Annotated in this window: 14 protein-coding genes; 2 read left to right on the plus strand and 12 right to left on the minus strand. The window is 34.0% G+C overall.

Features of this window, described 5'->3' with window-relative positions:
• Window positions 1–19: 19 nt before the first annotated feature.
• The 8 genes from RB618_RS07335 to RB618_RS07370 all read right to left on the minus strand — a co-directional run bounded on the left by RB618_RS07335 (window position 20) and on the right by RB618_RS07370 (window position 7,330).
• Window positions 20–376 carry a hypothetical protein gene (locus tag RB618_RS07335; RefSeq protein ID WP_308068158.1) on the minus strand — a complete coding sequence of 119 codons (357 nt, stop codon included), beginning with the start codon at window positions 374–376 and terminating at the stop codon, window positions 20–22.
• Between the two features lie 97 nt (window positions 377–473).
• Entirely contained in the window at window positions 474–830 is a 357-nt protein-coding gene (locus RB618_RS07340; RefSeq protein ID WP_308068159.1) for a hypothetical protein, read from the minus strand.
• Window positions 831–991: 161 nt separating this feature from the next.
• The gene (locus tag RB618_RS07345) at window positions 992–1,906 is read right to left on the minus strand and encodes an alpha/beta fold hydrolase (protein WP_308068160.1); all 915 of its coding nucleotides are present in this window, start codon (window positions 1,904–1,906) and stop codon (window positions 992–994) included.
• On the minus strand, window positions 1,907–3,190 hold the full coding sequence (locus tag RB618_RS07350) for an MFS transporter (RefSeq protein WP_308068161.1): 1,284 nt from the start codon (window positions 3,188–3,190) through the stop codon (window positions 1,907–1,909).
• The gene (recJ, locus tag RB618_RS07355; protein WP_308068162.1) at window positions 3,177–4,880 is read right to left on the minus strand and encodes a single-stranded-DNA-specific exonuclease RecJ; all 1,704 of its coding nucleotides are present in this window, start codon (window positions 4,878–4,880) and stop codon (window positions 3,177–3,179) included. The genes RB618_RS07350 and recJ overlap by 14 nt, the downstream gene beginning before the upstream one ends.
• 134 nt (window positions 4,881–5,014) lie before the next feature.
• Window positions 5,015–5,359, minus strand: a complete 345-nt coding sequence (locus RB618_RS07360) for a HopJ type III effector protein (RefSeq protein ID WP_269233639.1) — start codon at window positions 5,357–5,359, stop codon at window positions 5,015–5,017.
• Between the two features lie 86 nt (window positions 5,360–5,445).
• A complete protein-coding gene (gene rsmI, locus RB618_RS07365; RefSeq protein WP_308068163.1) occupies window positions 5,446–6,162 on the minus strand; it encodes a 16S rRNA (cytidine(1402)-2'-O)-methyltransferase in 717 nt (238 codons plus the stop codon).
• 112 nt (window positions 6,163–6,274) lie between these two features.
• Complete coding sequence (locus RB618_RS07370) at window positions 6,275–7,330, minus strand: hypothetical protein (RefSeq protein WP_308068164.1); 1,056 nt, start codon at window positions 7,328–7,330, stop codon at window positions 6,275–6,277.
• A 236-nt stretch (window positions 7,331–7,566) separates the two neighbouring features.
• Between RB618_RS07370 and RB618_RS07375 the strand changes: the two genes are divergently transcribed.
• Together RB618_RS07375 and RB618_RS07380 are read left to right on the plus strand one after the other, a co-directional pair.
• Window positions 7,567–8,157: a thymidine kinase gene (locus RB618_RS07375; protein WP_177212547.1), complete on the plus strand. Its 591-nt coding sequence runs from the start codon at window positions 7,567–7,569 to the stop codon at window positions 8,155–8,157.
• A gap of 29 nt (window positions 8,158–8,186) precedes the next feature.
• Window positions 8,187–8,624 carry a hypothetical protein gene (locus RB618_RS07380; RefSeq protein ID WP_308068165.1) on the plus strand — a complete coding sequence of 146 codons (438 nt, stop codon included), beginning with the start codon at window positions 8,187–8,189 and terminating at the stop codon, window positions 8,622–8,624.
• Between the two features lie 367 nt (window positions 8,625–8,991).
• Here the strand turns inward: RB618_RS07380 and rpoN are convergent, their stop codons facing one another.
• The 4 genes from rpoN to RB618_RS07400 all read right to left on the minus strand — a co-directional run bounded on the left by rpoN (window position 8,992) and on the right by RB618_RS07400 (window position 15,600).
• Window positions 8,992–10,452 (minus strand): RNA polymerase factor sigma-54, encoded by a 1,461-nt coding sequence (rpoN, locus tag RB618_RS07385; RefSeq protein WP_308068166.1) that lies wholly within the window; start codon window positions 10,450–10,452, stop codon window positions 8,992–8,994.
• Between the two features lie 141 nt (window positions 10,453–10,593).
• Entirely contained in the window at window positions 10,594–12,039 is a 1,446-nt protein-coding gene (asnS, locus tag RB618_RS07390; protein WP_308068167.1) for an asparagine--tRNA ligase, read from the minus strand.
• Window positions 12,040–12,281: 242 nt separating this feature from the next.
• Complete coding sequence (locus tag RB618_RS07395) at window positions 12,282–13,127, minus strand: hypothetical protein (protein WP_308068168.1); 846 nt, start codon at window positions 13,125–13,127, stop codon at window positions 12,282–12,284.
• 106 nt (window positions 13,128–13,233) lie between these two features.
• Entirely contained in the window at window positions 13,234–15,600 is a 2,367-nt protein-coding gene (locus RB618_RS07400; RefSeq protein WP_308068169.1) for an MMPL family transporter, read from the minus strand.
• Between the last annotated feature and the right edge of the window lie 76 nt (window positions 15,601–15,676).

Here is a 15,676-nt window from a genome sequence, read left to right on the forward strand (position 1 = left end):
AAAATATTTAGAATGTTTCTTAATTCATGCCAACTCCATAAACATATTCATCCAGTTCGATTTTAAATAAAGAACCTTCAACCAAATCTTTAATCGATTTTAATTCGGTCATGTTTACAGCTAGATCTATAGAATTACAAGGGGTTTTCAATAAAAACTTATGGCAAGAATATTTCATTTCGCATGCTTCACAACAAGCATTTTCTATCATGCTGTCTTCAATCAAATCGCAAAAATGATTTAATTCTTGAACTGTAAAGTAAAAGCCAGTTTCCTTAAAAACCAATTGTATTTTATCTGAAATCGTAGTGTTGTGATCTTTCCAGTAAAAAGCTATTCCAAAGTTATTATGATATATCTGTTCAATTTCTCTCATCGTAAATCCTTTTATTTCAACAAATATAAATATTATTTATATTAATTCTAAATAAAAAAATCATAAAAATTTGAAAAAGATATTTTCTTAGCTGACTTTAGTTCATGCCCGAACCGTAAATATATTCGTTGAGATTAAGTCGAAATAAAGAGCCGTCAACCAAGTCTTTTATAGAATTTAATTCCATTGGTGATATTTCTAAATCTATCGCAACGTATGGTGTTCTCAATAAAAATTTATCGAAGGCGCGTTTTATTCCACGAGTATCATAATCAGGATGGTCTGTTACGCAGTCTTCAATTAAATCGTGAAATTCATTTAACTCCTCAACTGAAAAATAAAATCCCATTTGTTTAAAAAGCAACTGAATTTTATCTGATATAATTTCGTTGCCTTCTTTCCAATAAAATGAAATTCCAAAATCGTTTCGGTATATCTGCTCGATGTCTTTCATGGCAATTTTTTTTAGGCCACAAAGATACGCTCTGTTTGTATTAATACTTGATTAAGAAAAGCATAAAAAAAAGCTAAATAATCTTATTAATTGTTGATTTTTAGATATTTATAAGGATTCTTGGATTTGCTTTCTTATGAAATTTGCACCTCTTAATAAAATTATTTCAGCCAATTTTTTAAGTTAGAAAGAAATGCTTTCTGTTGGTCAACAAATAAATAATGAGAACAATTATCAAGAAAAGCGAAATGTTTTTCTCCAGTTATTGATTTAAGAGAATTAATTTGTGCCGATGAAAAAATACCATCATCTTTTCCGTAAATTCCATAAATAGGAATTCCAGCAGATTTGATTTTCTTTAAAACCGGCCTACTATCAATATTATTTTGCTTTTCGTTTTGATAGAAGAGAAGTGGAGCATTTTTATTTCGAATATTAGTTTTATAAAATTCGCCAGCTTCATAATCTGCATATAGTTTTTTAGATGCTGCAGTTGGATTTGGCATTTTAAAAAAGCCATTTTCGCCAGCAAGTTCAAAACATCCTTTTCTATATTCGGCTGAATTTTTGTTTAGATTTTCTACAATGCTGATTTTCTTTAATTGTTCAGAATCGTTGCTGTACTTTTTCTTCAGCGTGTTTAAAATATGATCGTAAGTTTCCTGTTGCGAAAATAATGCGCCAGCCAAAACCAGAGTACTCACATTTTGCGGATATTTATTAGTATATAGTGTCGCCACCAAGCCGCCAAAACTATGACCCAGAATAACAGCCTTCTTTAAATGATATTTTGCATAAATCGAATTTAGATCTTGAAAAGCTTCTTCGTAAGTAAATTTGGCATTGGGATCTGCAGATCTTCCTTCGCCTCTTCGGTCATAAGCAATAACATAAAAACCTAAATCGGCTAGTTTTTGAGCCGTTGTTCCTTCAAATAAGGTTGCATTGCCGCTTGGTCCGCCATGAATAAAAATTAAGGGTTTATTCTTTTCATTTCCGTAAGTTTTGATGTAAAGATTTTGTCCGTTTACTAAAAAGGAAAATGTTAGAAATAAAGAAAGAAAAAGAGGTTTCATCTATTCTAATTTATGATGATCGTCCATATCTTTTTTCAAATCTAAATTTCTAAAAGTTGGAGATTTCAATGCCGTGAAAACTACGGTTAAGAGCGTAACACTTCCTCCAAAAACAACAGAAGTTACAGCGCCCATTAATTTAGCAGTTGCACCACTTTCGAAAGCACCTAATTCATTAGAAGATCCTACAAAAATTGAGTTTACAGCACCAACTCTTCCGCGCATATGATCTGGAGTTTTGAGCTGTAAAATCGTCTGACGGATTACTACCGAAATTCCGTCAGCTAATCCGCTTAAGAATAAAGCAAAAACAGAGAGCCAGAAATAAGTAGAAAGACCAAATAAGATAATCGACAATCCGAAAACAAAGATGGCAATCAAAAGTTTCTTTCCTGCATTTTCATACAAAGGCACGTAAGCCGAAATTAACATTGTAATAAAAGCCCCCACAGCAGGAGCGGCTCTTAAAATTCCGAAACCTTCAGACCCTACTTTTAAGATGTCTTGGGCAAAAACTGGTAATAATGCAACGGCTCCTCCAAAAAGTACGGCAATCATATCAAGCGATAATGCACCAAGGACAATTTTGTTTTTAAATACAAAAGTTAAACCTTCTGTAAGACTATCTTTAATTGATTCTCCAATTTTTGGATTGATGATTGGTTTTTTACTGATTTGCGATAAAGCAATTAAGGAAAGAATCGAGAATCCGAAAACTAAACACATCGACCAGTGAACACCAATCCAGTTGATTGAGAATCCCGCCAATGCAGGTCCCATTACAGCTCCAATCTGCCAAACCGAACTGCTCCAAGTTGCGGCATTTGGATATACTTTTTTAGGAATGATTAAGGATAGAAGAGAGAAAATAGTTGGTCCCATAAAAGCTCGAACCAATCCGCCAAAAAATACCAAAGCGTAAATAGAATACAAAATTACATTTGAAGACCAGCCGCCAACTACTTTAGGCCAAGTCAGTAAAAATAACCCAAAACTTATTATTGAGAACCCGAAAATACATTTTACCAATAATCCTTTCTTTTCTCTTTGATCGACAATATGCCCTGCAAATAAAGCCATTCCGACAGCTGGAATAACTTCCATTAAACCAATAATTCCTAATGAAAGAGGATTTTTAGTTAAGCTATAAACTTCCCATTCGATTACAATAAATTGCATGGACCAGGCAAAAACCATTGCAAAACGCAATAATAAAAATATGTTGAATTCTCTGTATCGAAGTGCCTGATATGGGTCTGGCTTATTGGATTTAATTTCTTCCATTTGTTCTAATGTCTTTCAGCATAAGCTGTGTTGAAACTGTACCGTTCCATTCATTTTCTGCAATGCAATATGCCAGTTGAAACGGATTTTGATTTTTCACAATATTTAATTTTTTTCCTAATCCAAAACCTATTGCTGCGATTCCGTCGGAGTTATTTTGTTTGGCAAAAAGCCTTAAATGTTCTTCTTCTGAACCCAAAGTTTTGGCATAACCTGTATCAATCGCATTTTCAGTCATAAAAACAGGTGTCATATTCTGAGGGCCGAAAGGTTCGAATTGTTTTAAAATTCGAATTAATTTGGGTGTTATATCAGAGAAATTGATTTCGGCATCGATCTCAATTTCTGGAGTAAGCATTTCGGGTAAGATCGTTTCAGAAACTTGCTTCTCAAAAGCATCTTTAAAAGTCTGATAGTTTTCTGCTTTTAAAGTCATTCCTGCAGCGTACATGTGGCCTCCAAATTGTTCCAAATGTTCGGCGCAGGCGTCTAAGGCATTATAAACATCAAATCCTTTAACAGATCGGGCAGAGGCTGCATATTTGTCACCACTTTTTGTGAAAACCAAAGTTGGACGATAATAAGTTTCAATTAATCTTGAAGCTACAATTCCGATTACGCCTTTGTGCCAGTCTTCTTGAAAAACAACGGTCGAAAAACGTTCTTCTTCGTTATTTTCTATTATTTGCTGAAAAGCTTCTTTGGTGATTTTTTTATCTAGATCTTTTCGGTCAGCATTGTATTGCTCAATTTCTGAAGCAAATTGCTGTGCTTGTTCAAAGTTGAATTCAGTCAATAATTCGACAGCATGATTACCATGTTTGATTCTTCCTGCAGCATTAATTCGGGGCGAAATGATAAAAACAACATCTGTAATATCCAGAACTTTCTTTTTTACTTGATGCGTTAAAGCTTTAATTCCAAGTCTTGGTTCGCTATTTATAACTTTCAAGCCAAAATGAGCTAATACACGATTCTCTCCCGTAATCGGAACTATATCGGCAGCAATTGCTGTTGCAACCAAATCTAAATATGGAACTAAATCTTCAATCGTTTCATTTCGGTTTTGACCTAAAGCTTGAATCAATTTAAAACCAACTCCGCAACCACACAATTCATCGTAAGGGTAGGAGCAGTCTTCTCTTTTTGGATCTAAAACAGCAACGGCATCTGGAAGGAATTCTCCAGGACGGTGGTGGTCGCAGACAATAAAGTCTATGTTTTTAGCTTTCGCGTAAGCGATATGATCAATCGATTTGATACCGCAATCGAGAGCAATAATTAAAGAAATTCCGTTGTCGTCTGCGTAATCAATTCCTTTATAGGAGATTCCGTAACCTTCGTCGTATCGATCTGGAATATAAGTGGCAATATGAGGATAATGTGATTTTAAATAGGATGATACCAAAGAAACTGCTGTTGTCCCGTCAACATCATAATCGCCAAAAACTAATATGTTTTCTTGATTTTCAATTGCCAATTCAATTCTAGCAACGGCCTTGTCCATATCTTTCATTAAATACGGATCATGTAAATGTTCTAAAGAGGGACGGAAAAAATGCTTAGCTTCTTCAAAAGTTTCAATACCGCGTTGAATAAGTAATGTTGCTACAAAATCTTCTACATTTAAGGCTTGTGCCAGATGCTTGATTTTATCTTCAGAAGGTTTTGGTTTCAATGTCCAACGCATGTGTTGATTTTGGATTTTAGATTTTAGACTTCAGATTTTTGAAATCGTTTAATCTGATGGGTAATTTTTTTTTGCCACGAATTACACAAATTAACACGAATTTAATTTGTGAATTCGTGGCAGAATATTTTGTTTTACTTCGCTTCTAAAGCATTTCCTTCAAACTGAATTCCGTCCCAACCTAAATTGATGAAATTTCTAATATTTTGGTGGTTCGTCCCGTTTGGATCTCCTAAAACTTCTTCAAAATAAAATGCTCCAAAACAAGCTAAAGTTTCTTCTTTGCTTAGATTCTGCAATTTCGCGAAAGAAAACAATTTACAAGAACCTGAATTTTCGCCTGCAGCATTATGTTGTGTTCCGTTCTGAAAAGCAGTTGGAGTAAAATTGTAATTTTCTTCGATTACGGCAATAGTTTCCGGAAATGTGATTTGTGTTGGATTTTGTTTTACTTTTTCTAAAAAGGCTTGTATGCTCATATTTGTTGTTATTAGTTTTTTTGCCACGAATTACACAAATTTTCACTAATTTAATTCGTGCTAATTGGTGTGATTCGTGGCGAAAATTATTCTTCGTCCTTAGAGTATTTACTTTTCTTGGCTTCTTTTTCTATTGTTTTTCCAGCAACGACAACTACGATTTCGCCTCGTGGTGCTGTTTTTTCGAAATGTGTCAGAACTTCTTTTGCGGTTCCGCGTACATTTTCTTCATGCAATTTTGATAATTCTCTCGAAACGCAAACTTGTCTTTCTTCTCCAAAATACTGCACAAATTCTGCTAAAGTCTTAACGAGTTTATGTGGAGAAACGTATAAAATCATTGTTCTGGTTTCTTCGGCTAAAGCCAAAAATCGAGTTTGACGCCCTTTTTTATCAGGTAGAAAACCTTCAAAAACAAACTTGTCATTTGGAAGTCCGCTGTTTACCAATGCTGGGACAAAAGCAGTTGCGCCGGGAAGACATTCGACTTCGATTTTATTTTCGACGCAAGCGCGAGTCAATAAAAATCCGGGATCTGAAATTGCGGGAGTTCCAGCATCTGAAATTAAAGCGATCGTTTCGCCAGCTTTCAAACGTGCAATTAAGTTTTCGGTTGTTTTATGTTCGTTGTGCATATGATGGCTGTGCATGTGCGTGCCAATTTCAAAATGCTTCAATAATTTTCCGCTTGTGCGAGTATCTTCCGCCAAAATCAAATCGACTTCTTTCAAAACCCGAATGGCTCTAAAAGTCATATCTTCAAGATTGCCAATTGGCGTTGGAACGATATATAATTTTGACATAATTTATTTTAAATATTTAACACGGATTGCACTAATTATCACAGATTTTGGATGCTAATAAAAATTTTATAAAGAAAAAATTCGTGTTAATCTGTGAAATTTGTGTTTTGTTTTACGAAAATTTCTTTTCAATGATTCCCATAAAACGCTCTGCGTAATCGTCTTTTCCTTCCCAGTTATTGTAGTCTGGTTTTACCATGTCTTCGATAAAATTTTTTGCTTCGCTATAAGAATCAAAAGTCATTAATTGGTTTAAAACACGACTGTAATCTTCAGTGCTGTTCCCGAAAAGATTTTTAGTGAAAGCAATTCTGTCATTCAAATCAATATGAAAACCTCTTGCCAGTTTTTCGTTTAAGCTTACCGATTTTGGTTGTGCCGGAGTTTCAAGAATCGCAGTTTCTGCTTTTTTCTCTTCCTTTTTTTCTTCTTTAAAATCGCTAATAGAAGGGGTTTTTACTGGTGGAGCAGCCTCAAAACTATCTACTTTTACAAATTGCGCATCGGCATAATTTATTCCAAAATCTTCAAACAAAATTGTTGGCTGAGCAGAAGTCGCAGCTTTTGGCTCTTCTTTAATTTCTTCTTCTATTGCCTCAGTTTCTAATTCGAAGGCAGGTTTGAAATCCGGAATGGGCTTTAATTCATTTACAGTTGTAAACGAAAGTTCTTCAATGGGATTTTTAGTTTCCTCTATTTCAATTTCTGGTTCAATTACTTTTTCAGAAATTGGTTCTATAGTTTCTTCAATAATTGGTGCTTCTATTTCAGCAGCGATTGGCTCAACAGTTTCTTCGATTACTGGTTCTTCCGCTTCAGTGATTAGTTCAGTAGCTTCAACAATTTCTGCTGGTTTTTCCTCCGAAATTTCAGGTTCGTATGATTCTTCAAGTGCAATAACTTTTTCTTCAGCTGGTGCTTCAAGTTCAATTATAGCGGGAGTTGCATCTTCTTCTTTTTCAAAAATTGTTTCCAATTCAGCTACAATATCATTTTGGCCAATTGTTGGTTTTACAGCATCGAAATTCTCTTCTACAAATTTTAATACCGCTAATTTCTCATATAATTTCTGAGTTTCAAGATACAATTGATTGATATCGGATTTATTTTTAAGTTTTAAAATTCGATGTGCAATGCTAATTAAATCAGCTTCCAATTTTTTTTTCATAACTGTTGAAAATTATAGTGAATAAGGTATTTTAGTGTATTTGATGTCTGAATGTCTCTATTCTCAAGGAAATTCAAAAGATAATTTTTTATTTCTGTTAATACGCTTTCGCGAATCTAAGGTTTGGTAAAAATTTTCTACTTTTGAAAAAATGTAAAACAGTACATTTTTACATCAATTTATTGCCAGTACAAAGTAATAAAAACTATTCATTTTTAAAGGTAGAAAAATACAAAATGTTTCTCGAAAATACAGTAAATCACAAAGAACAATTTGGTTGGATTGAAGTTATTTGTGGATCAATGTTTTCGGGTAAAACCGAAGAGCTGATCCGAAGACTAAAACGTGCCCAATTTGCCAAACAAAGAGTCGAAATCTTTAAACCTGCTATTGATACCCGTTATCATGACGAAATGGTGGTGTCTCACGACGCCAACGAAATTCGTTCTACACCTGTTCCTGCAGCAGCTAACATATTGATTTTAGCTCAAGGATGTGATGTAATCGGTATTGATGAAGCTCAGTTTTTTGATGACGAAATTATCACGGTTTGCAACGATTTGGCAAATCAGGGAATCCGCGTAATTGTTGCAGGATTAGATATGGATTTCAAAGGAAATCCGTTTGGGCCAATGCCAGGTTTGATGGCAACGGCCGAATATGTAACGAAAGTTCATGCCGTTTGTACCAGAACGGGAAATTTAGCTAATTACAGTTTTAGAAAAACCGATAACGATAAATTGGTCATGCTCGGTGAGACAGAAGAATACGAACCGCTTAGCCGTGCAGCGTATTTTAATGCAATGAAGAAAAACGAGGAAAAATAGATTTTATTTTTATTTCAATTTTAAAAGCAATGCAAGAAAGACAAAAGAAAAGAAAACAGAATATTTTATTATTAGTTATTGTTGGAGTTGCTTTAGCTGTTGCTGCGTATTTTCAATTTTTTCTTTCAGAACAAGCCGATGAGGTTAGTGCTGAAATAACAGAATTGGTTGAAAAATATAATAAAAGCTGTCCGTTAAATATTCAGGAAGGTATTCGTTTAGATAGCGTAAACTTGCCTAAAGAAAGAACAGTTCAGTACAATTTAACTTTGATGAATGTTGCTAAAGAAACCGCAGAAATCAATGTGATTCAGGAAGAAATAAAGAAAAGCCTTTTAAGTACGGCAAAAGCAAACCCAGGACTTCAGGTTTTTAGAGAAAATGATTATACGCTGGTTTATAGCTACAGCGATAAAAAGAAAGTTTTTTTGTTTGAAGTAAAAATATTACCAGACGAGTATAAATAATTTAACGTCTTCGTAGATGTTGTTAAACCCGACAGGTTTCAAAAAACCTGTCGGGTTTGTTGTTTTAAAAATATATTTATTCATTCCGTAGGAATGTCTGGTTGGTAGATGTTTTTAATTTGATTCAACAGATACACGTTCCGTAGGAACGTCTGATTGCGATTCAAAATATTCAATCGTTAGAACAGGTGTCCCTACAGGACACAACCTAAATACCGTCAATATTTTTTTTCTACCGACGAGATATTCCTACGGAATATTATTTATTCTAACTAATTGATAAAAATAAAACCCGACAGGTTTTAAAAACCTGTCGGGTTTGCTATTTAAATGAACTTATATTCCTTATATGGTAAAAACGAAAATATTAAATCTTCTTTCTCATTCTCGCCACTGGAATATCCAGTTGTTCGCGATATTTTGCAATAGTTCTTCTCGCGATTGGATATCCTTTTTCTTTTAAAATTTCAGCCAATTGATCGTCAGGAAGTGGTTTCCTTTTATCTTCTTCTTCAATTGTATTTTGAAGAATTTTTTTGATTTCTAAAGTCGAAACATCTTCTCCTTGATCATTTTTCATAGCCTCAGAGAAAAACTCTTTAATCAATTTAGTTCCGTATGGAGTTTCTACATATTTGCTGTTCGCCACACGCGAAATTGTCGAAATATCCAAACCAACCATATCAGCAATATCTTTTAAGATCATTGGTTTCAGTTTGGTTTCGTCGCCGTCTAAGAAATATTCTTCCTGATAATGCATAATCGCATTCATCGTTACAAAAAGAGTTTCCTGACGCTGTCTGATGGCATCAATAAACCATTTTGCCGAATCTAGTTTTTGCTTGATAAACTGAACTGCATCTTTCTGTGCAGTCGATTTATCACGCGATTCCTTGTACGTCTGCATCATTTCCTGATAATCTTTAGAAACGTGCAGAGAAGGAGCATTTCTTCCGTTTAAAGTCAATTCTAATTCGCCATCTACAATTCTGATGGCAAAATCGGGAACAATATTTTCTGTAACTTTATTGTTTCCAGCAAAAGAGCCACCCGGTTTTGGGTTTAATCTTTCAATTTCGTGAATTGCTTTTTTAAGCTGTTCGTTAGAAACACTATATTTCTGTAAAAGTTTATCGTAATGTTTCTTCGTAAAAGCATCAAACTGATTTTCGATTATATCAATTGCTAAATCAACATATTCAGTTGGTGTTTTATGTTTTAACTGAAGTAATAAACATTCCTGTAAATCACGTGCGCCAACTCCAGAAGGTTCCAATTCATGAATTACCGTCAACATTTTTTCAACCATTGCTTCATCAGTGTAAATTCCCTGAGTAAAAGCCATGTCGTCTACAATATCCGGAACGCTTCTGCGGATATAACCCATATCATCAATACTTCCAACAAGGAATTCAGCGATTTCGCGTTCCTCATCATTCAAAATAAAAGTATTGAGCTGATTGATTAAATCCTGATGAAAACTGATTGGAGCTGCAAAAGGAGTTTCGCGCTCTTCGTCGTCACTGTAATTGTTTACCTGAGTTTTGTAATCAGGCGTATCGTCGTCGCTTAGATATTCGTCAATATTAATGTCGTCTGCTTCGATTCTGTCAGATTCTGCATCATCATAATCGTCGTAGTCTTCATTAGCATATTCATCAGCTTCGTAATCGTCTTCTTTTCCAGCTTCAAGAGCTGGATTTTCGTTCATTTCTTCTAATAAACGCTGTTCAAAAGCTTGCGTAGGCAATTGAATTAACTTCATCAGCTGGATTTGCTGTGGAGATAATTTTTGGGATAATTTTAAATTTAAAAATTGCTTTAGCATATTTTGAGTTAAGAGTTATGAGTTATTAGTTATGAGTTTACACCCACAAACTTGCAACCTATAACAGTTAAATATTTCTCTTAAATGATTATGAGTTAAGATTTAACTCTTAACTCATAATTTATAATTCATAACTTTCTATTAAAATTCCGCACTTCCTGGAGTTCTTGGGAAAGGAATTACGTCTCTAATGTTTGTCATACCTGTTACAAACAATACCAAACGCTCAAATCCTAAACCGAAACCTGCGTGAGTTGCCGATCCAAATCTTCTCGTGTCTAAGTACCAGTATAATTCTTCTTTGTCAATTCCAAGTTTTTCCATTTTTTCGACAAGAACATCGTAACGCTCTTCTCTTTCAGAACCACCAACGATTTCTCCAATTCCAGGGAAAAGGATATCCATTGCACGAACCGTTTCTCTTCCTGGCTCAGTGTTGTCGTTCAAACGCATGTAAAATGCTTTGATGTTTGCTGGGTAATCAAATAAAATTACAGGGCATTTAAAGTGTTTTTCAACCAAGAAACGCTCGTGTTCTGACTGTAAATCAGCTCCCCATTCGTTGATTAAATATTGGAATTTCTTCTTTTTATTTGGAGTTGAATCTCTTAAAATGTCAATTGCTTCAGTATAAGAAACACGTTTGAAGTTGTTTTCTAAAACAAAGTTTAGTTTCTCTAACAATGCCATTTCGCTTCTTTCAGCCTGTGGTTTAGATTTTTCTTCTTCTAAAAGTCTTCCTTCTAAGAATTTCAAATCATCTTTACAGTTGTCTAAAGCATATTTAATTACATACTGAATAAAATCTTCAGCCAAATCCATGTTGTCATCAAGGTCGTTGAAAGCAACTTCCGGTTCGATCATCCAGAATTCTGCTAAGTGACGAGAAGTGTTTGAATTCTCCGCTCTAAACGTTGGTCCAAAAGTATAAATCTGACCCAAAGCCATAGCGAAAGTTTCACCTTCTAATTGCCCAGAAACTGTTAAGTTAGTATGTTTTCCAAAGAAATCTTTTTTGAAATCAATGTTTCCTTCTTCATTTTTAGGAAGATTATCCAATGGCAAAGAAGTAACTTGGAACATTTCTCCCGCACCTTCAGCATCAGCTCCAGTGATAATTGGCGTGTTTACATAAACGAAACCTTTGTCCTGAAAGTATTTGTGAACAGCATAAGACAATACCGAACGCACACGCATAATTGCACCAAAAGCATTTGTACGTACACGCAAGTGAGCGTTTTCACGTAAAAATTCTAAAGAGTGTTTTTTAGGCTGCATTGGGAATTTTTCAGCGTCAGAATCTCCAAGGATTTCAAGTTTGTTTACTTGAATTTCATATTTCTGACCCGCACCTTTACTTTCAACCAAAGTTCCAATTACAGAAACCGCAGCTCCAGTAGTGATTCTTTTTAAAGTCTCTTCTGGTGTATTTTCAAAATCAACAACACATTGAATATTATTAATTGTAGAACCGTCATTTAAAGCGATGAACTGATTATTTCTAAAAGTTCTCACCCAACCTTTTGCATTCACTTCCTGTAACGTCGTCGTACTGTTTAATAAGTCTCTAACTTTTGTGTGTTTCATTTTTATATATAATTGATATTAAATAATATTCGTTTTGAACAACTGCAAATATAATCGATAATAATTAATTTTTGAAGCTGTTTCCCGCTCTTCGCTATATCTTTCTATTTTTAAAGAAAAAATAGAAAGGATGCCGCTACGATCGGGGCTAGGACATTTGGTTTCATGAGAACCAATTTGCCTTGTTTTTGTCATTCCGATCGTGACGCTTCGGGAGAGGAATCGCAATAGTAATTCCGCAATTAAGAAAAAATTAATTGATCTTTTATTTCCTTTGGAATTTGATCTTTCTCTTCTATTTTTTCGTAAATACTTAATGCTTTCTTTTTCATTTTGTCATCTTTCTTTTCTTCAGAAACCTTTAAAAGTGACAGAGAATAATAAACTTTAAAATTGAAATCTTTTTTATAAGAAGAATAAACTTTGTCTAAGTTTTCCAAAGCCTCATTATGCCTATTATTCATTGAAAATAAAATTCCTTGTAAATAAATCACATCATCCTTTAATTTTGGATTTATGATTTTGTATTTTTCAACCGCAATATTTATATTTTCTAATCCTTTTTCGTAATCTCCTAAAATAGGTGAAGTAAGTGCAAACCCATAATACCCCTCAGGACTTTCTGGAAATAGTTTGATTATTTCAGTGTATTTTTTTCTAGCAATTTTGATGGTTTTTTCATTGCCATATCTTAAGCATTCTGCTGCTAAGTTGGTTTTAAATTCAAACGATTTATGGTAAGAGCTATCAGCAGCAATATAAAGTGCCAACGCATTTTTGTCGTTTAGTAATCTTAGTGTGTATCCTGCAAAAAACAAAGCATCGCAAAATGTTGTGTCTTTTTTATATGCATCGAAAAAGATATTTGATGTAATCTTAAGATATTTTTTGTCTAAAGATTTATTTAGATAAAGAATTTCAATCCCGCCATTGAAAATTTTCATTGCTTCGGGATTCTCAGATTTGCAGTATAAATTTTTACCCTCAAAATAATTTTGAGTTGATGCTAAGTTTAAATTCGCAACATAATTTTGAGAGAATGTTGAGTTTATACTCAATATAAGAATGACCAATATAATCCTTTTCATACTTGATTGACTTTTGTATTCGTGTGAATTTATAAGCCACGAATTCACGAATTTTTTGTTTTTTATTCGTGAATTCGTGGCGGATATTTTTTATATAGAAAGAAAATTATTTTTCTAAACTCTCCAATTCCTCTTTCCTTGTTTTCTTCTTCTCAAAAGTCAAAACCAACGAAGGCAATACCACCAAGTTAGCAAACATTGCAAAAACCAAAGTGCAAGAAATTAATCCTCCTAAAGCAATAGTTCCGCTGAAGCTTGATAAAGTAAAAGTTGCAAAACCTAAAATCAAAACTACAGAAGTATAGAAAGTACTTACTCCAGTTTCTCTTAAAGCGCTGAAAACTGATTTCTTCACTTTTCCTTTGTTTTGCATCAGGTCATGTTTGTATTTCGCCATAAACTGAATTGCATTATCCACCGAGATTCCGAAAGCGATACTGAATACCAGAATCGTTGAAGGTTTTAGCGGAATTCCAAAATAACCCATTAATCCCGAAGTAATGCAAAGCGGTAAAATATTCGTAATCAAAGAAGCTGCTACCATTTTGAATGAACGGAATAAATACAGCATCAAAATCGCAATAGTTGCAATTGCAAAGAGTAACGATTCTATTAAGTTATGCGCCAAATAAGTTGTTCCTTTTTGGAAAACTAATGCTTTTCCTGTAATCGTAACTTCGTAACGGTCTTTAGGGAAAATCTCGTCAATTTTTTTGCGAAGTTTTCCTTCTACTTTCGCCATTTCATCTGTTCCAATGTCTTTCATAAAAGTCGTGATTCGGGCATATTGTCCAGTCGAATCCACATACGCTTTCATTAAGTTTTCTTTACTGTTTTTGGTTGCATTTTTAGCATAACCCAAAATGAAAGTTTGCTCCTGTGAAGTCGGCAATTGGTAATATTCAGGATTTCCGTTATAGAAAGCCTGTTTTGCATATTTAACCAAGTTTACAACCGAAACCGGTTTTGCCAATTCTGGAATTTCAGAAATGGTATTCTGCAATTCGTCCATTTTACGAATGGTTGAAGACTTCATAACACCTTTCTTCTTTTTGGTGTCAATCATAATTTCAAGAGGCATTACACCGTTGAATTCTTTTTCGTAAAATAAAATATCTTTAAAGAAAGAAGCGCTTTTTGGCATTTCGCCAATCAAACTTCCCGATACTTTCATTTGTCTTACTCCATTCAAACTCACTACAAAAAGTACCGCATAAATAATATAAACGATTGTTTTTTTGCCTTTAACTACAGCTGCAACCGTATTCAACAAGGTCGAAATATACGTTTTGTCCAAATGATATAAGTGCTTTTCTTTTGGCAATGGCATAAAACTGTAAATAATTGGCACGATAAAAAGTGTCAAAGTATAAACAGAAAGCACGTTGATAGAAGTTACTAATCCGAACTCAAAAAGAAGTTCGTTTCCTGTAATCATCAAAGTTGCAAAACCAATTGCAGCGGTCAAATTGGTCATCAAAGTCGAAGATCCAATTTTTGAAATCACACGCTGTAAAGCTTTTGCCTGATTGTTGTGCAGCTTAATTTCCTGCTGGTATTTATTAATCAGGAAAATACAGTTTGTAATTCCGATTACGATAATCAGCGGTGGAATAATTGCTGTTAAAATCGTGATTTTATAACCAAATAATCCAAGCGTTCCAAATGACCAAGTTACTCCGACAATTAAAATGCAGATCGAAATAAAAGTAGCTCTGAACGAACGGAAGAAGAAAAAGAAAATCAAAGAAACCGTCAATAAAGACGCTCCAATGAAAAGTCCGATTTCGCCTTTCATATTATCCGCATTGATTGTACGGATGTATGGCATTCCCGAAACTTTAAGATCGATTCCAGTTGTTTTTTCGAATTTATCGATTTTAGGAACTAAATCATTTAAGATGAAAGTCTTTCTTTCAGCCGTGTTTACCAGCGCTTTGTTCATGTAAATTGCAGAACGAACGCTACCGCTTTCTTTGTTAAACAGCAAACCTTCGTAAAAAGGAAGATTGTGAAACAAATCGTACTGAACACTTTTTAAATAATTGGCGTCAAGTGCTTTGCTTTCGTCAATAAATGGTGCTAAAACAAATTTTTGATTTACCGTATCTTTTTCAAGCTTCTTTAAATCATTCAAAGAAATTACCAAATCAACTTCTTTGGCTTTTTTCAAACCGTTCATTAATTCGGTCCAAGCCGCATAATTTTTAGGCGTAAAGAATTTAGGATCTTTGAAACCAATAACAATTAAGTTTCCTTCTTCGCCAAATTTATCTAAGAATTTTTGATAATCTTTATTTGCAATATGATCTTTAGGAAGCAAGTTGGCTTCAGTATAAGTCATAGAAAGATTCTTCCACTGATAACCAAAGAAAAGAGTTAAAGCAGAAAGTATAACCAGAATCGTAATTCTGTTTTTAAGTATGATTCGGGCTAACTTTTCCCAAAATCCAACTTGGACAGTGTTTTTCATAAAATCTTTAAAAATGGATGCAAATGTAGTGAAAAGTGCTCGAAATCATAAATATTCGAATCTATTTTACTTTATG

It is taken from the genome of Flavobacterium sp. LHD-85, assembly GCF_030929595.1.
In the GTDB taxonomy this organism is placed as follows: Bacteria; Bacteroidota; Bacteroidia; order Flavobacteriales; family Flavobacteriaceae; genus Flavobacterium.